This is a genomic window from Rubrivivax sp. JA1055, from assembly GCF_020966565.1.
Classification (GTDB): Bacteria; Pseudomonadota; Gammaproteobacteria; order Burkholderiales; family Burkholderiaceae_C; genus Rubrivivax; species Rubrivivax benzoatilyticus.
This window is the reverse complement of the sequence record NZ_JAJKFP010000006.1, coordinates 622,786-639,136: the sequence shown is the minus strand read 5'-3', so window position 1 is coordinate 639,136 and position 16,351 is coordinate 622,786. Positions and strand designations below refer to the sequence as shown.

The window sequence follows — 16,351 nt, the reverse complement described above, 5'->3', positions numbered from 1 at the left end:
GTCCAGACGGGCAAGCTCGCGTGAACTCATCGGAATGCGCAGTCCTTGCGGGTGAAGTTGGCCTTTTGAACCCGTGTCGCGGGTGGCCGGGGCCCGGAGGTGCTGCTGCTCACTCTTGCCGCTGCAACAAACCCACCATTATCGGCGGCCGGCGCCGGTTCGTCAAAGAAATCAGCGCGGACGTCGCGTCGGGACCGCGATCGCAAAAAGCCGCGCTGGGGGAGGGCAAGCCGCGCCCGCGTGGGCTCAGCGCCGGCCGAGCACCGCCATCGCCTGGCGCATCGCCTGCGCCCGCACGGTCTGCGCGGCGGCCGTGCGCAGGTCCTCGAGCACGGGCTCGATCGGGATCTCGGCACCGTCGACGAGCTCGATCGCCTGTTCGCCCCAGGGCTCGGCGGCGATCTGCTCGCGCAGCGTCGGCCACGGCGTGTCGCCGTGTTCGGCGAGCCAGCGCTCGATCCAGCGAAAACCGTCGGCGTGCCAGTCGGGCACCGCCGTCAGGGCCTCGTGGTCGGCGTCGGTGAGCTCCAGCCACCAGCCCGCGCGCAGCAGCAGCAGGCGCATCGCCTGGTCCTGCGGCTGGCGCACCGACACCCGCACCCCGCCGCGGCGCGGCGCCGGCGGCCCGCGCCGGCCGCCGTGGGCCGGGCGTTCCTGCGGCGCCTCCGGTGCCGGCCGCGTGGCCTCGCCGGCCCGCAGGCCCCAGCGCCGCGCCAGGTCTTCGCGCGGCAGCCGGGCGCGTTCGGCGATCTCGCCGAGCAGCTGGTCCTTCAGGCTGCCTTCGGGCAGCGCCGACCACAGCGGCCGGGCCTGCGCGGCCAGGCGCGCTCGGCCTTCGGCGCTGGACAGGTCGGCGTCCTCGGCGGCCAGCTCGACGAGCTGGCGCGACAGCGGCACGGCCGCGGCCAGCGCCTGCTCGAAGGCCTCGACGCCGAGCTCGCGAACGTAGCTGTCGGGGTCGTGCTCGGGCGGCAGGAAGAGGAACTTCACGCTGCGCAGGTCGGTGGCGTGCGGCAGCGCGGCCTCGAGCGCACGCGCCGCCGCGCGCCGGCCGGCGGCGTCGCCGTCGAACGAGAAGACGATCGCGTCGGTGAAGCGGAACAGCTTCTGCACGTGTTCGGCGGTGCAGGCCGTGCCCAGCGTCGCGACGGCGTTGTTCACGCCGTGCTGGGCCAGCGCGACGACGTCCATGTAGCCCTCGACGACGATCGCGCAGCCGCGTTCGCGCAGCGCCTGGCGGGCCTCGAACAGGCCGTAGAGCTCGCGCCCCTTGCTGAACAGCGGCGTCTCGGGCGAGTTGATGTACTTGGGCTTGCTGTCGTCGAGCACGCGGCCGCCGAAGCCGATGACCTCGCCGGCGACGTTGCGGATCGGGAACATCACCCGGTCGCGGAACCAGTCGTAGCGCCCGCGGTCGCTGTCCTCGGACTCGCCGTCGGCGGCCTCGCGGTGGCGCACCAGGCCGGCCTCCTCGAGCAGCGGGTCGTCGTAGCGCGGGAAGACGCCGGCCAGCGTGCGCCAGCCCGGCGGCGCGTAGCCGAGGCCGAAACGCGCGGCGACGACGCCGGTCAGGCCGCGCGCCTTCAGGTAGCCGACCGCCCGCGGGCTGGTCTTCAACTGGCCGCGGTAGAAGTCGTTGGCGCGCACCAGCACCTCGCCCAGCGACAGCCGGCGTTCGCGCAGCTTGTCGCGGCGCACCAGCTCCTCGGCGCTCAATTGCTCCTCGGGCACCTGCATGCCGACACGCTGCGCCAGGTCGCGCACCGCCTCGACGAAGCTCAGGCCCAGGTGTTCGGTGAGAAAGCGGATCGCGTCACCCGAGGCGCCGCAGCCGAAGCAGTAATAGAACTGCTTGCTCGGGCTGACCGAGAAACTGGGCGACTTCTCGGCGTGGAACGGGCACAGGCCCATCAGGTTGGCGCCGCCGCGCTTGAGCTCGACGTGCTGGCCGACCACGTCGACGATGTCGACGCGGGACAGCAGATCCTGGAGAAAACCGGCGGGAATCACCCGCCGAGTCTAGCCAAGCCGTCGGCGGCCCCCGCCGGCGCGATGACGAACATGCCGCGGAAGTCGCGCACCCACTGGGCCACTTGCTGGGCGCGCAGCGGCGAGGCGATGCCGGTGCCCTGGCCGATGTCGCAGCCCAGCTCCAGCAGCATGCGCGCCTGAGCCGGCGTCTCGACCCCCTCGGCGACGACACTGCAGCCGAAGGTGCGCGCCAGGCTGATGATGCCCTCGACGATGCCGCGGTCCTGGGCGTCGTCGAGCATGTTGTGCACAAAGCTGCGGTCGATCTTCAGCGTGTCGGCCGGCAGGTCCTTCAGGTAGCGCAGCGGCGAGTAGCCGGTGCCGAAGTCGTCGAGCGCGAAGCGCACGCCGAGCTCCCGGCACAGCTTCATCTGCTCGGTGGTGGTGGGGCTGTCCTCGGCGGCGATCGCCGCCGTCTCGACGACCTCAAGCTCGAGATAGGGCGCGAGGTCGTGGCCGTGGCGTGCGATCAGCGCCGCCAGTTGGGCGGCGAAGTCCGGGCGGCGAAGGTGGCGGGCCGAGACGTTGACGCCGACCGCGAAGTCCAGGCCGTCGCGGCGCCACTGCGCCAGGTGTTCGAGGGCCTGCGACAGCACCCAGTCGCCGACGCGCACCAGCAGCCGGTCGTCCTCGATGCAGGGCAGGAAGCTGTGCGGCGGCAGCTCGCCCTTGAACGGGTGTTCCCAGCGCAGCAGGGCCTCGAAGCCGACGACGCGGCCGCTGCGCATGTCGACCTTGGGCTGGTAGCGCAGCATCAGCTCGCCGCGGTCCAGCGCCTGTTCGATCTCCTCCTGGGCCATCGCCAGCGCCTCGCGCTCGCGGCGGCTGGCGGGATCGAACAGCACGTAGCCGTTGCGGCCCGACTGCTTGGCTTCGTACATCGCGTGATCGGCGTGGCGCAGCAGCGTCTCGGGGTCGCTGCGGTCCAGCGGATACAGCGTCGCGCCGAGGCTGGTCGTGATCGGCACCGGGGCCGCCGAGCTGTCGACCAGGTAGGGCTGCGACAGCACGCGCAGCACGCGCACGATCGCGCGCCGGACCTCGTCGATCGAGCCGGCGCGCAGCAGCAGCACGAACTCGTCGCCGTGAAGCCGCGCCGCGACGTCGGCCCACTGATCGCGGCGGCGCAGCGTGTTGCGCAGCCGGCTCGCCAGCTCCACTAGCAGCCGGTCGCCGGCAGCGTGGCCGAAGCGGTCGTTGACGGGCTTGAAGCGGTCCAGGTCCAGGTAGCAGACGGCGACGAGGAAACCGTCGCGGTCGGCGACGGCCATCGCCTCGGCCAGCAGCGTCGACAGATGGGCTCGGTTGGGCAGCCGGGTCAGCTCGTCGTACAGCGCCTGGCGCTCGAGCCGTTCGCGCTGCTGGCGCTGCTCGGTGATGTCGGAGATCACCAGCACGTGGTGGCTGATGCGGCGGTCGGCCCCGGGCACGGCCGAGATCGTCGCCTGCAGCGTGCGCAGGCTGCCGTCGGCGGCGCGTTCGTCGAGCTCGCCGCGCCAGCTGCCTTGCTCGCGCAGCGCGGCCCACATCTCGGCGCGCTGCTGGCGCGCACGCGCGTCGTCGGGCGCCGGGCTCAGCAGCGAGGGCACGGTGCCGACCAACTGCTCGCGCGCCACGCCCAGGATCTCGCCGTAGGCCGGGTTGGCCTCGAGCACACGCAGCTCGGCGTCGGTGACGAGCAGGCCTTCGTGCAGGTGCTGGAACAGGCTGGCCGACAGGCGCTGGCGGTCCTGCGCCTCGTGGCGCTCCTCGATGTCGGCCAGCGTCGCCAGGATGCGCGCCGGGCGGCCGTCGGGGCCGCGTTCGATGACCAGCAGCGTGGCCTGGCGCCAGCGCCAGCCGCCGTCGTGGCGCATGCGCAGTTCCAGCGGCAGGCGGCCGGCCTGGCCGGAGTCGATCAGCGCGATCGCCGCCTCCAGGTGGCTGCGGTCGTCCGGGTGCACCTGTGCCAGCCAGGTGGCCGGGGACCAGGCGGCGGCCTGCGCCGGGGCCAGCGTGCGCCAGGCCGTCGACGCGAACCCCTCGCCGCGATGCACGTGCCAGTCGGCCACGCCGAGCCGCGAACCGTCCAGTGCCCATTCCCAGCGCTGCTCGCGCCAGCGGGCCTCGACGGCGCCGGCGTGCAGGATCAGCAGCATCGCGGCCTGCGTCGCGAGCCACGTGCCGGTGGCCAGCGCCCCCGGCTGCAGCGAGCCGGCCCACCACGGCGAACCCGAGGCGGTGGCCAGGGCGCCGGCGCTGGTGCAGGCCAGCAGCGCCGCGCCGGCCAGCGGCGCACCGTGCAGCGCGGCCAGCGTGACGAGCAGCAGCGGCGGCAGAAAAGGGAGCAGGGGGGCCAGTGCGCCGGCATGGTTGGACGGCATGCACAGCAGCACGGTGGCGGCCGTCGCGCCGCCGATCAGTGCCAGGGCACTCGCGGCGCGTGCCGGCTTCGCCAGCGCCGCCATCGCACGCTGGTCCAGGGCCAGCAGCGGGAAGGCGGTCAGCAGTGCACCGACGGCCAGTGTCGCCCAGGCGGCCAGGACCGGCCCGGGCTGATCCACCGTCGGTGACAGCGCGGTCCAGCGCAGCGCGCCGGCAGCGACGATCGCCGCCACCGGGCCGAAGGCTAGCGTCGCCGCGGCAGCGAGCCAGCCGACGTCGCGGGCGCGTTCGAGCCGGCGTTCGAAGCCGACCTCGCCGAGCAGGCGCCAGGCCAGGGCCAGGCCGCAGCCCAGAGCCACCAGCGCGATCGCGATCTCCAGCGGCGGCAGCGGCAGCGCCAGCAACGCCAGCGCGGCGCCAAGGGCGGCGCCGGCGCCGGCCGCGGCGCCCCAGCGCAGCACGCAGGCGAGCACGACGCCGGCCGTGGGGCCCATCGTGCTCCACGGCATGTCGGCGAGGGAGAAACCGCCCAGCAGGCCGGCGAGCAGGCAACCGAGCGCGGCGGCGAAAGCGCCGACGGCTCGTGCGGGGCCAGTCTGCCAGTCCGCCCGCAGTCGGGGCAGAAGTCGGCGGCTTTCGGAAGGGGTCACGCGGGGGTGGGGTGGCGGCGGCAGGCGAACCGCCGGATGCTACCGCCGCACCCGGGCATCGACCCGGGCCCGCCCCGCATTGGGGTGGCCGTCTTCAGACGGCGAAGTCGGACAGCGACCGGCCGTTGGCCAGCGCCGCCTTCAGCCACTTGGGCTGCAGGCCGCGGCCCGACCAGGTGTCGCCGGTGTCCGGATCACGGAACTTGGCCGGCACCTTGCCGGTGCTGCCGCGGCGCGGGGCCGCGGCACTCGTCTTGCCGCTCAGGTCGGCCAGCGTCAGCCCGTACTGCGACATCAGCGATTTCACCTGGGCGATCGCTGCTGCGCGTTCTTCGCGCTGCGTCTCGATGATCTGCTTTTCGAGTGCAGCCTTCTGCGCGAGCAGTTCGGACAACGTGGCCATCGAGGTATCTCCTGTCGAATCCGTCGGTGCCGGGGAATATACCACCGGCACCCCGATCGACCCGCGAGAAATCTCGCAGCGCGAAATCAGCGGTAACCGACGCGGTCCAGCATCTGCTGCACCGGAACCTGGTTGCGGCCGATCGCCGAAACCGGCACGGATTCCATCTTGAAGCTGCCGAAGGACTCGAGTGCGGGATTGCGCGGCTTGACCTCGGTGACCGCCGGCCATTCATTGTTGCCGTTGGCGAAATACAACTGGGCGTCGGCGCTGGCGAGGTATTCGAGGAATCGCACGGCGGCGTCCCGGTTCTTCGCGTGGCGCGCCACGGCGCCGCCTGCGATATTGACGTGGGTGCCCGTCGTGGCCTGGTTCGGGAAGACCACGGCGATGCGCTCGACGACCTGCTGGTCGGCCGGGTTGGCCGAGCGCATCAGCCGCGCGAGGTAGTAGCTGTTGGTCACCGCGACAGCGCACTCGCCGCTGGCCACGGCCTTGATCTGGTCGGTGTCGCCGCCCTTGGGCGGGCGGGCCATGTTGTCGACCACGCCGCGCAGCCAGGCCTCGGTCTTCTGCGGGCCGAGGTGCTCGAGCATGGCGCCGAAGAGCGACAGGTTGTAGGGATGCGAGCCCGAGCGCGTGCAGACGCGACCCTTGTTCACCGGATCGGCGAGTTTTTCGTAGGTGTCGACTTCGGTGGCCTTGACGCGGGCCTTGTCGTAGACGATGACGCGCGCCCGCGTCGAAAAGCCGAACCACTGCGATCCCTGGCCGGCGTCGTCACTGCGCAGCGTCGCGGGAATCCGTTGCTCGAGCACCCGGCTCTTCACCGGCTGGAAAAGCCCCTGGTTTTCAGCGCGCCACAGCCGGGCGGCATCGACGAGCAGCACGACGTCGGCCGGGCTGTTTTGTCCTTCGCTCTGCAGGCGTGCCAGCACGCCGGCGTCGTCGGCATCGACGCGGTTGATGCGGATGCCGGTCGCCTTCGTGAAATTGTCGTAGAGCGCCTCGTCGGTCTGGTAGTGGCGCGCCGAATAGAGATTCAGCACCGGCGACTGCGCCTGGGCGGCGGAGACGGCGGCGAGAAGCACGGCGGCCGCGGCCGCACGGACGAAGGACGAACCCGACATGAAGGACTCCCGGACGATTGACGAGGCCGGGAGTCTAGCTTGTAACGAGAACGATTCTCGTTTTTCTGTATTCCTGTCGGGTCATCGGCGTCGCTCAGGCCGCCGGCGGGACATAGCCCGCCGGCGCGTCGGCTCCGCCGCCGAAGAAGGAACCGTTGGTGTGCACGTCACCTGCGCTGCGCGCAGATGAGTGCACCCCGCAGTTCTTCATGCCCGAGCTTCGCTCAGGCTGCCGGCGGGACATAGCCCGCCGGCGCGTCGGCTCCGCCGCCGAAGAAGGAACCGTTGGTGTGCACGTCACCTGCGCTACGCGCAGATGAGTGCACCCCGCAGTTCTTCATGCCCGAGCTTCGCTCAGGCTGCCGGCGGGACATAGCCCGCCGGCGCGTCGGCTCCGCCGCCGAAGAAGAACTGCTCCATCTGGCGGGCGAGGTACTGGCGGGCGCGGGCGTCGGCCAGGTTCAGGCGGTTCTCGTTGACGAGCATCGTCTGGTGGCGCTTCCACTGCTCGAAGGCCTCCTTCGAGACGTTGTCGTAGATGCGCTTGCCGAGCTCGCCGGGGTAGGGCGCGAAGGACAGGCCTTCGGCTTCCTTCTTCAGGTAGACGCAGTTCACCATGCGGGCCATCGGGGTCTCCAGTCGTTCAGAACAGTCGTTTGACCAGCACCTGCGAGCGCCGGTCCCAGTTGTACTTGCGCTTGCGCGCCTCGGGCAGCCAGTCGGGGTCGACCTGGGCGAAGCCGCGCTTGATGAACCAGTGCATCGTGCGCGTGGTCAGCACGAACACGCTGTCCAGGCCCATCGCCTTGGCGCGGTGCTCGATGTGCTTGAGGATGCGCTCGCCGTCGCCCTGGCCCTGCGCCAGCGGCGAGACGGTCAGCGCCGCCATCTCGGCGGTGCGCGCCTCGGGGTAGGGGTAGAGCGCGGCGCAGCCGAAGATGATGCCGTCGTGCTCGATGACGGTGTACGCCGAGACGTCGCGTTCGATCTCGGTGCGCTCGCGTCGCACCAGCGTGCCGTCGCGCTCGAAGGGTTCGATCAGCTGCAGGATGCCGCCGACGTCGTCGGGCGTCGCTTCGCGCAGGCTTTCCAGCTTCTCGTCGACGACCATCGTGCCGATGCCGTCGTGGGTGAAGACTTCCAGCAGCAGCGAGCCGTCGGCGGCGAAGGGCAGGATGTGCGAACGTTCGACGCCGTGTTCGCAGGCCTTGACGCAGTACTGCAGGTAGAAGGCCGGGTCGGTGGGCTTGGTCGGTGCCGGCCACGAGGCCAGCAGCCGGCGCGCATCGGCCAGCGTCAGCTCGGTGTCGATCGGGCTTTCCGGGTCCGCGGGGTTCTCGCGGATGCCCGGCACCTCGGTCATGAAGACCAGCTTGTCGGCCTGCAGCGCCATCGCGGTGGACGTGGCCACGTCCTCCATCGTCAGGTTGAAGGCCTCGCCGGTCGGCGAGAAGCCGAACGGCGACAGCAGCACCAGCGCGCCGATGTCGATCGCGCGGCGGATCGCGGCGTGGTCGACACGCCGCACCAGGCCGCTGGACTGGAAGTCGACGCCGTCGACGATGCCGACCGGGCGCGCGGTGAGGAAGTTGCCCGAGACCACGCGCACCGTGGCGTTGGCCATCGGCGTGTTCGGCAGGCCTTGCGAGAACGCGGCCTCGATCTCGAAGCGCAGCTGGCCGGCAGCTTCCTGGGCGGCGTCCAGCGCCACCGGGTCGGTGATGCGGCGGCCGTGGCTGAAGCGCGAGACGTGGCCCTTGGCGGCGAGCTGCTCGTCGACCTGCGGCCTGAAGCCGTGCACCAGCACGATCTTCAGCCCCATCGCGTGCAGGATCGACAGGTCCTGCACGAAGGCGTTGAGCTTGCCGGCGGCGATCATCTCCCCGGTCACCGCGACGACGAAGGTCTTGCCCCGGTAGGCGTGGATGTACGGCGCGACGGCGCGGAACCAGGGGACGAAGGTGTGCGGGAAGACGACACTCATGGCGCGGGCGATTGTGCCGCAGCATCGTCGCCGCACCCCTCAGACAGGAGATCGCATGGACGTCTTCAAGACCCACGGCGCTTTCAGCTGGAACGAACTGCTAACGGCCGACCCTGAGCGCGCCGCCGCGTTCTATACCGGGCTCTTCGGCTGGGCCGTCGAGACCCACGAGATGTCGGTCGGCCCGTACCGTGTCGTCAAGACCGCCGACGGCACCGCGGTCGGCGGCATCATGGCCTTCCCGCCCGACACGCCGAAGGAAGTGCCGCCGCACTGGGCGGGCTACGTCACGGTCGATTCGGTCGACGACACGATCGCCAAGGCGCTCGAACTCGGCGGCAGCGTGCTGGTGCCGGCGATGGACGTGCCCGGCGTCGGCCGCATGGCGGTGCTTCGCGACCCGACCGGCGCGGCGATCAACGTCATCCGCTACGAAGCGATGTGATCCCGCGGGCGCGGCCATAATCCGCGCCCCGTGTCCGACACTCGCCCCGGGCGGCCGGCCAACCCGGTTCCGCCGATCACCTATCCCGAATCGCTGCCCGTCTCGGCGCGCCGAGACGAGATCGCGCGTGCGCTTTCCGAGCACCAGGTGGTCATCGTCTGCGGCGAGACCGGCTCGGGCAAGACGACGCAGTTGCCGAAGATCGCGCTGGAGCTGGGGCGTGGCCTGGCGAACTGGGACAAGGGCGGCCGCGGCCTGATCGGCCACACGCAGCCGCGGCGCATCGCCGCCTCCAGCGTCGCCAAGCGCATCGCCGAGGAGCTGAACTCGCCGCTGGGCGAAGTCGTCGGCTACAAGGTGCGCTTCCAGGACCGGCTGCAGCCGGGCGCCTCGGTCAAGCTGATGACCGACGGCATCCTGCTGGCCGAGACGCAGACCGACCCGCTGCTCAAGGCCTACGACACGCTGATCATCGACGAGGCCCACGAGCGCAGCCTCAACATCGACTTCCTGCTCGGCTACCTGCGCCAGCTGCTGCCGCGCCGGCCCGATCTGAAGATCGTCGTCACCTCGGCGACCATCGACGCCGACCGCTTCGCCAAGCACTTCGAGTCCGCTGCCGGCCCGGCGCCGGTGATCATGGTCTCGGGCCGGCTGTACCCGGTCGAGCAGCGCTGGCGGCCGTTCGAGGAGAAGAAGGACTGGGACCTGGCCGACGCGATCGCCGACGCGGTCGACGAGCTGTGGCGCGGTGGCAGCGGCGACATCCTGGTCTTCCTGCCCGGCGAACGCGAGATCCGCGAGACCGCCGACCATCTGCGCAAGCACCTGGCCAGCACCGCCCGTGGCGGGCCGCAGCCGGAGATCCTGCCGCTGTTCGCGCGCCTGTCGCAGGCCGAGCAGGACCGCGTCTTCGAGGCCGGCAACGGCCGGCGCATCGTGCTCGCGACCAACGTCGCCGAGACCTCGCTGACGGTGCCCGGCATCCGCTACGTCGTCGACTCGGGGCTGGCGCGCGTCAAGCGCTACAGCTACCGCAACAAGGTCGAGCAGCTGCAGGTCGAGCCGGTCAGCCAGGCCGCGGCCAACCAGCGCGCCGGCCGCTGCGGGCGTGTCGCCAACGGCGTCTGCATCCGCCTCTACGACGAGGCCGACTTCAACCAGCGCCCGCGCTTCACCGATCCCGAGATCCTGCGGTCCTCGCTGGCCGGCGTCATCCTGCGCATGAAGGCGCTGCGCCTGGGCACGGTCGAGGACTTCCCGTTCCTGGAGCCGCCGCCGAAGAAGGCGATCGCCGACGGCTACGCGCTGCTCGACGAGCTCAACGCGATCGACGACGGCGGCGAGCTGACGAAGACCGGCCGCGAACTCGCCAAGCTGCCGCTGGACCCCCGTGTCGGCCGCATGATCCTCGAGGCGCGCGACCGCCACGCGCTGTCGGAGGTGCTGGTCATCGCCTCGGCGCTGTCGGTGCAGGACGTGCGCGACCGGCCGCTGGAGCAGCAGCAGGCCGCCGACGAGAAGCACCGCAAGTTCGACGACGAGAAGAGCGAGTTCGTCGGCTATCTGAAGCTGTGGCACTGGATCGAGGAAGGCCGCGGCCATGGGCACGCCGGAGGACTGCCTCTCCCCGCGAGCGGGGAGAGGGTGGGGGTGAGGGGCCGTGCCGCGCCACCACCCTCACCCCAGCCCTCTCCCGCAGGCGGGAGAGGGAGCGAAGCGACCCACAAGCTCAGCAACCGCCAGCAGGAGCAGCGCCTGCGCGAGAGCTTCGTCAACCCGCGCCGCGTGCGCGAGTGGCGGGACATCTACTCGCAGCTGCACACCGTCGTCGCCGAACACGGCTGGCGGCTGAACACGGCGCCGGCGACCTACGAGCAACTGCACCTGTCGATGCTTGCCGGCCTGCTGGGCAACATCGGCTGCAAGTCCGACGACGAGGACTGGTACCTGGGCGCGCGCGGCATCAAGTTCTGGCGCCACCCGGGTGCGCACCTGAGCAAGAAGCCGGGGCGCTGGATCGTCGCCGCCGAACTGGTGGAGACGACACGCCTCTTCGGCCGCGGCATCGCCGCCATCGAGCCGGGCTGGATCCCGGCGGTGGCCGGCCATTTGCTGAAGACCCAGCTGCTCGAGCCGCACTGGGAGAAGAAGGCCGCCGAGGTCATCGCGCTGGAGCGCGCGACGCTGTACGGCCTGGTCGTCTACAACAACCGCCGCGTCAACTATGGCCGCGTCGACGCCAAGGCGGCGCGCGAGATCTTCATCCGCGAGGCGCTGGTCAACGGCGACTGGGAGTCGCGGCTGCCGTTCCTGGCGCACAACCGCAAGCTCGTCGCCCAGGTCGAGGAGCTGGAGCACAAGTCGCGGCGCCAGGACGTGCTCGTCGACGACGAGCTGATCTTCGCCTTCTACGACCAGCAGCTGCCGCCCGAGGTCTGCTCGGGCGCGACGCTGGAGAAGTGGTTCCGCGAAGAGGTCAAGAAGAGCCCCAAGCTGCTGCAGCTGACGCGCGACGAGCTGATGCGTCACGAGGCCGCCGGCATCACGACCGACGCTTTCCCGAAGACCGTTCGCCTGGGCGGCATCGACTGCGCGGCCAGCTATCTGCACGAGCCCGGCGACGCCAAGGACGGGCTGACGGTGACGCTGCCGATCTACGCGCTGAACCAGGCGAGCGAGGAACGCTGCCAGTGGCTGGTGCCCGGCATGCTGCGCGACAAGGTGCTGGCGCTGTGCAAGAGCCTGCACCAGCGCCCGCGCTCGCGCCTCGTGCCGCTGCCCGAGTTCGCCGCCGAGTTCTGCGCCACCGCGCCGTTCGCCCAGGGCGAACTCGTCGACGCGCTGCTGAAGGCGGTGCGCGAGCGCACCCAGCTCGCGGTGCAGCGCAACGACTTCAAGCTGGAGCAGCTGCCGCCGCACCTGTTCATGAACTTCCGCGTCGTCGACGAGCACGGCCGCCAGCTGGCGATGGGGCGCGACCTCGCCGGGCTGAAGGCCGAACTCGGCGGCCAGGCGCGCAGCGCGTTCCAGGCGCTGGCGGCGCTGAAGGTCAAGGCGGCGCCCGCGCCGCAACCCTCACCCCAGCCCTCTCCCGCGGGGCGGGAGAGGGAGCCGGGCCGCGGGGTGGCCGCCGAGGTCGTCGCGCCTCCCGCACCGGCCGCGGCGCAGCGGCACACCGCCTGGACCTTCGGCGAGCTGCCCGAGCTGATGGAGATCCGCAAGGGCGCGCAGACGCTGATCGGCTTCCCGGCGCTGGTCGACGGCGGCACGCACGTCGAGATCGAGGTCTTCGACGAGCCCGAGGTCGCCGCCGCCCGGCACCGTGTCGGCCTGCGCCGGCTCGTGATGCTGCAGATCCGCGAGCCGCTGAAGTACCTCGAGAAGAACATCCCCGATCTGCAGAAGATGGGCGTGGCCTTCATGGCGATGGGCGGCACCGTCGAGGAACTGCGCCAGCAGATCGTCGACGTCGCGGTCGACCGCGCCTTCCTGGCCGAGCCGCTGCCGAGCGACGAACGCAGCTTCAAGGCCCGCGTCGACGAAGGCCGCACGCGGCTGAACCTGATCGCCCAGGAAGTGGCGCGCCTGGCCGGCGTCGTGCTGGCCGAGTACGCGGTGGCGGCGCGCAAGCTGAAGGACAGCCGCCCGCCCAAGGACGTGGCCGACGACGTCGCGCAGCAGTTGCAGCGCCTGGTGCCCAAACGTTTCCTGGCGAACACCGACTGGGCGGCGCTGGCGCACTTCCCGCGTTATCTGAAGGCCGTGACGCTGCGCCTGGACAAGCTGCGCGCCGACCCGGCGCGCGACGCCACGCGCCTGGCCGAGCTGCGCCCGCTGGAGCAGCGCTACTGGCGCCGCGTCGCCGAGCTGAAGGGCGCGCAGCATGCGCGCCTGGACGAGTACCGCTGGCTGCTGGAGGAGCTGCGCGTCAGCCTGTTCGCCCAGGAGTTGCGCACGCCGCAGCCGGTCAGCGTCAAGCGGCTGGACAAAGCCTGGGCTCAGCTGTCGGGCTGAGCGTGGACGTGGTCGGTCCGGTGGACCGGCCACGCCTCGCGAAAGCTGCGCAAGCTGGGGTCAGGTCTCATGAGACCTGACCCCGATTCTTCCCCGCCGACACGCACGTTGGGGTCAGGTCTCACGAGACCTGACCCCAGTCTTCCGCGAGACCTGACCCCAGTCTTTCGGTGGTCAGGCAGAACGTCAGGCCGGGATGCTCGGCAGCCCCGACAGCGCCATCGCGAGCTCGGCCTCGTCGTAGCTGGCGTCGACCAGCTTGCCGCTGAGGTAGTTCGTGTAGGCGGCCATGTCGAAGTGGCCATGGCCGCTGAGGCCGAAGAGGATGGTCTCGGCCTTGCCTTCGGCCTTGCAGCGCAGCGCCTCGGCGACCGCACCCTGGATCGCGTGGCTGGCCTCCGGCGCCGGCACGATGCCTTCGCAGCGCGCGAACAGCACCGCCGCGGCGAAGCAGTCGTTCTGGGTGTGCGCCTGGGCCTCGATCAGGCCGAGCTCCTTCAGGTGGCTGACCAGCGGCGCCATGCCGTGGTAGCGCAGGCCTCCGGCGTGGAAGCCCGGCGGCGTGAAGGTGCTGCCCAGCGTGTGCATCTTGGTCAGCGGCGTCAGGTGCGCGGTGTCGCCGAAGTTGTAGGCGAACTTGCCGCGCGTCAGGCTCGGGCAGGCCGCCGGCTCGACGGCGACGATGCGGCGCTTGCGGCCGCCGCGCAGCGTCTGGCCGACGTAGGGGAAGGCGAGACCGGCGAAGTTGCTGCCGCCGCCGGTGCAGGCGATGACGATGTCCGGGTCGGCATCGGCCATCTCCATCTGCAGCATCGCTTCCTGGCCGATGATGGTCTGGTGCAGCAGCACGTGGTTGAGCACCGAGCCGAGCGCGTACTTGGTGTCGTCGTTCGTCGCCGCGACCTCGACCGCTTCGCTGATCGCCAGGCCCAGCGAGCCGGGGTGCTGCGGGTGCTCGGCCAGCACGGCGCGGCCGGCGGCGGTCTCGGGCGACGGCGAGGGGATGCAGGTGGCGCCGTAGGTCTCCATCAGCGCGCGGCGGTACGGCTTCTGGTCGTAGGACACGCGCACCTGGAAGATCTTGACCTCCAGCCCGAACAGCGAGCCGGCGAAGGCCAGCGACGAGCCCCACTGGCCGGCGCCGGTCTCGGTGCTCAGCTTGCGGATGCCGGCCTGGGCGTTGTACCAGGCCTGCGGCACGGCGCTGTTGGGCTTGTGGCTGCCCGCCGGCGACACGCCTTCGTACTTGAAGAAGATCTTGGCCGGCGTCTGCAGCGCCTGTTCGAGGCGGCGGGCGCGGATCAGCGGCGCCGGGCGCCACAGGCGGAAGACTTCGCGGATCGGCTCGGGGATCTCGATCTCGCGCTCGGTCGCCATCTCCTGCTCGATCAGCGAGCGCGTGAACAGCGGCTCCAGGTCGGCCGGCGCGACCGGCTGTTTCGTGCCCGGGTGCAGCGGCGGCGCCGGCGGCACCGGCAGGTCGGCCACGATGTTGTACCAGTGCCGCGGCATGCGGCTTTCTTCGAGCAGGAACTTCGTCGTCATCGCATCTCCTGGGGGACGCGAGGATTCTGGCATCGGCGTGCGCGGCCTCCGCCGTGCCGGCGCGCGTCGTGGCGGGCGGCGTGGACGTCGCTTGATTGAAATCAGGCCCGTTGCGGGCGCTGCGCCACGTTCAGACCGCCGGCGCCTGCGGTGCCCGCTGCACGAAACGCGCGACCAGTTCGAGCAGCCCGCGCCCGCCGGTGGGCTTGAGCAGCCAGGCGGTGGCGCCGTCGGCGCGTCCCTGCTGGCGCATCTCGGGTGCCCCCTGGGTCGTCAGCGCGACGATGGGCGTGAAGCGCAGCAGCTTGCGCGCCTCGCGGATCAGCGTCAGGCCGTCGGTGCCCGGCATGACGATGTCGGTCAGCAGCAGGTCCGGGCGCAGCCCCTCGCGCAGCAGCGCCAGCGCCACGGTGCCGTCGGACGCGGTGACGACCTCGTAGCCACCGGTCTGCAGCGTCAGTTCGATGCTGCGGCGCATCGTCACCGAGTCGTCGACGAACAGCACGCAGGGCCGGTCGGCGGCTTCAGAAGAGTTCGATGCGGGGGCCATGGGTGCTCGCCAGGTGGAGGGGAGGATCGGGCGGGGCCGCCGCGGCCGCCCTGGCCGCGGTGCCGAGTCCGTGGGCCACGCGTTGCGCGTGCATCACGTAGTTGTCGGTCCAGCGCGTCAGCAGCTCCTCCAGCATCACCGGAGGCGGCGGCGCGGTGCCGTCGATCAGCTCGTAGACCTGGGCGAAATGCTCCGACAGGCTGCCCAGCGCGGTGTTGATCTGCTCGAGCAGCTGGCGGTTGATGTCCTGGAACTGCATGTCGCCGAGCGTGTCGACGATGTCGCCGGTGACGACCGCCATGCCGTCGTCCATGCGGCCCGACAGCTCGCCGAGATAGGGCACGACATCGGCCAGCGTGTCGCTCATCACCTGGATGTGGCGGGCGATCTCGCCGAGTTGCTGTGCGGCGCTCTCGCCCTGGCTGGCGTCGACGCGGTTCATCTCGGCGTCGATCGCGGTGGCGGCGTGGTGGATGCCGTCGCTGATCTGGCGCGCCGCCTCGCTGGTCTGCGTCGACAGCCGGCGCACCTCGGTGGCCACGACCTTGAAGCCGGCACCCTCGGTGCCGGCACGCGCGGCCTCGATCGAGGCGTTGATCGCCAGCAGATTGGTCTGGCGCGCGATGTCGCCGATCAGCGCGGCCAGCGGCGTGAGCTGGCGCACGCGCTCGGCCACTTCGCGCACGCGCCCGAGGTTCTCGGCCTGCCGGGCCTCGAAGTCCTCCTGGTGCCGGGCCAGCGAGGCGACGGCGCGGCCGTGCTCGCCGGCGCGGCTCAGCGAGTCCGAGGACAGGGCCTGCGAGCGCGAGACCGCCTCGAGGATGCGCTCGCGCAGGTCCATCGTGTTGGCGTGCACGCGGTTCATGCGCTCCATCATCGACATCACGGCCTCCTCGGAGGTCTTGATCGTCGCGCCGACCTGGGCCTTCAGGACGTCGAAGGCCTGTTGCAGCGTCTGGATGTCCTGGCGCACGCGTTGCCCGGCTTCGGAATGCCGGCTCATCGTGTGGCCGTAGCGCTCGCCCAGCCGCAGCCCCAGCAGGGCGCCGCCGAGCGCGGCCAGCGGCGTGCTCCAGGGCACCGACCCGGGCCAGATCAGGTGAAGCGCCAGGCCCGCCAGCGCCAGCGCCGTCAGGATCAGCACACGCTGCCCGGGCAGCCTGCGCCAGGGTCTGGGTGAGGGCTCGGCTCGCTCGTTCATCGTGGGCTCGCTCTTCGATGGCGCGGCGCGT

Annotated in this window: 11 protein-coding genes; 2 read left to right on the top strand and 9 right to left on the bottom strand. The window is 71.2% G+C overall.

Features of this window, described 5'->3' with window-relative positions; genetic code table 11:
• Positions 1 to 246: 246 nt before the first annotated feature.
• From dnaG to argA, 6 genes are all read right to left on the bottom strand, one after another.
• On the bottom strand, positions 247 to 2,010 hold the full coding sequence (dnaG, locus tag LOC65_RS12340) for a DNA primase (RefSeq protein WP_164962345.1): 1,764 nt from the start codon (positions 2,008 to 2,010) through the stop codon (positions 247 to 249).
• Positions 2,007 to 5,045: a GGDEF domain-containing phosphodiesterase gene (locus LOC65_RS12335; RefSeq protein WP_230247669.1), complete on the bottom strand. Its 3,039-nt coding sequence runs from the start codon at positions 5,043 to 5,045 to the stop codon at positions 2,007 to 2,009. Before LOC65_RS12335 ends, dnaG begins: the two co-directional genes overlap by 4 nt.
• Positions 5,046 to 5,139: 94 nt before the next feature.
• Positions 5,140 to 5,448, bottom strand: a complete 309-nt coding sequence (locus LOC65_RS12330) for an H-NS family nucleoid-associated regulatory protein (protein ID WP_009855520.1) — start codon at positions 5,446 to 5,448, stop codon at positions 5,140 to 5,142.
• Between the two features lie 86 nt (positions 5,449 to 5,534).
• Positions 5,535 to 6,578 (bottom strand): extracellular solute-binding protein, encoded by a 1,044-nt coding sequence (locus LOC65_RS12325; RefSeq protein WP_164962346.1) that lies wholly within the window; start codon positions 6,576 to 6,578, stop codon positions 5,535 to 5,537.
• A gap of 354 nt (positions 6,579 to 6,932) precedes the next feature.
• Positions 6,933 to 7,205: an oxidative damage protection protein gene (locus LOC65_RS12320; RefSeq protein ID WP_009855522.1), complete on the bottom strand. Its 273-nt coding sequence runs from the start codon at positions 7,203 to 7,205 to the stop codon at positions 6,933 to 6,935.
• Between the two features lie 16 nt (positions 7,206 to 7,221).
• Entirely contained in the window at positions 7,222 to 8,562 is a 1,341-nt protein-coding gene (gene argA / locus LOC65_RS12315; protein ID WP_009855523.1) for an amino-acid N-acetyltransferase, read from the bottom strand.
• Between the two features lie 55 nt (positions 8,563 to 8,617).
• Between argA and LOC65_RS12310 the strand changes: the two genes are divergently transcribed.
• Complete coding sequence (locus tag LOC65_RS12310; RefSeq protein ID WP_164964133.1) at positions 8,618 to 9,007, top strand: VOC family protein; 390 nt, start codon at positions 8,618 to 8,620, stop codon at positions 9,005 to 9,007.
• 30 nt (positions 9,008 to 9,037) lie between these two features.
• A complete protein-coding gene (gene hrpA / locus LOC65_RS12305) occupies positions 9,038 to 13,024 on the top strand; it encodes an ATP-dependent RNA helicase HrpA (protein ID WP_230247668.1) in 3,987 nt (1,328 codons plus the stop codon).
• 186 nt (positions 13,025 to 13,210) lie between these two features.
• Here hrpA and LOC65_RS12300 read toward each other — a convergent pair whose 3' ends face one another.
• The 3 genes from LOC65_RS12300 to LOC65_RS12290 all read right to left on the bottom strand — a co-directional run bounded on the left by LOC65_RS12300 (position 13,211) and on the right by LOC65_RS12290 (position 16,320).
• On the bottom strand, positions 13,211 to 14,569 hold the full coding sequence (locus LOC65_RS12300; RefSeq protein ID WP_230247667.1) for a TrpB-like pyridoxal phosphate-dependent enzyme: 1,359 nt from the start codon (positions 14,567 to 14,569) through the stop codon (positions 13,211 to 13,213).
• A 130-nt stretch (positions 14,570 to 14,699) separates the two neighbouring features.
• The gene (locus tag LOC65_RS12295; protein WP_164964136.1) at positions 14,700 to 15,119 is read right to left on the bottom strand and encodes a response regulator; all 420 of its coding nucleotides are present in this window, start codon (positions 15,117 to 15,119) and stop codon (positions 14,700 to 14,702) included.
• On the bottom strand, positions 15,094 to 16,320 hold the full coding sequence (locus LOC65_RS12290; protein WP_230247666.1) for a methyl-accepting chemotaxis protein: 1,227 nt from the start codon (positions 16,318 to 16,320) through the stop codon (positions 15,094 to 15,096). The genes LOC65_RS12295 and LOC65_RS12290 overlap by 26 nt, the downstream gene beginning before the upstream one ends.
• Positions 16,321 to 16,351 lie beyond the last annotated feature (31 nt).

Coding starts and splice junctions, on each gene's coding strand:
- LOC65_RS12330 (WP_009855520.1), bottom strand. CDS start 5,448: ATGGCCACGTTGTCCGAACTGCTCGCGCAGAAGGCTGCACTCGAAAAG.
- LOC65_RS12325 (WP_164962346.1), bottom strand. CDS start 6,578: ATGTCGGGTTCGTCCTTCGTCCGTGCGGCCGCGGCCGCCGTGCTTCTC.
- LOC65_RS12320 (WP_009855522.1), bottom strand. CDS start 7,205: ATGGCCCGCATGGTGAACTGCGTCTACCTGAAGAAGGAAGCCGAAGGC.
- argA (WP_009855523.1), bottom strand. CDS start 8,562: ATGAGTGTCGTCTTCCCGCACACCTTCGTCCCCTGGTTCCGCGCCGTC.
- LOC65_RS12310 (WP_164964133.1), top strand. CDS start 8,618: ATGGACGTCTTCAAGACCCACGGCGCTTTCAGCTGGAACGAACTGCTA.
- LOC65_RS12300 (WP_230247667.1), bottom strand. CDS start 14,569: ATGACGACGAAGTTCCTGCTCGAAGAAAGCCGCATGCCGCGGCACTGG.
- LOC65_RS12295 (WP_164964136.1), bottom strand. CDS start 15,119: ATGGCCCCCGCATCGAACTCTTCTGAAGCCGCCGACCGGCCCTGCGTG.
- LOC65_RS12290 (WP_230247666.1), bottom strand. CDS start 16,320: ATGAACGAGCGAGCCGAGCCCTCACCCAGACCCTGGCGCAGGCTGCCC.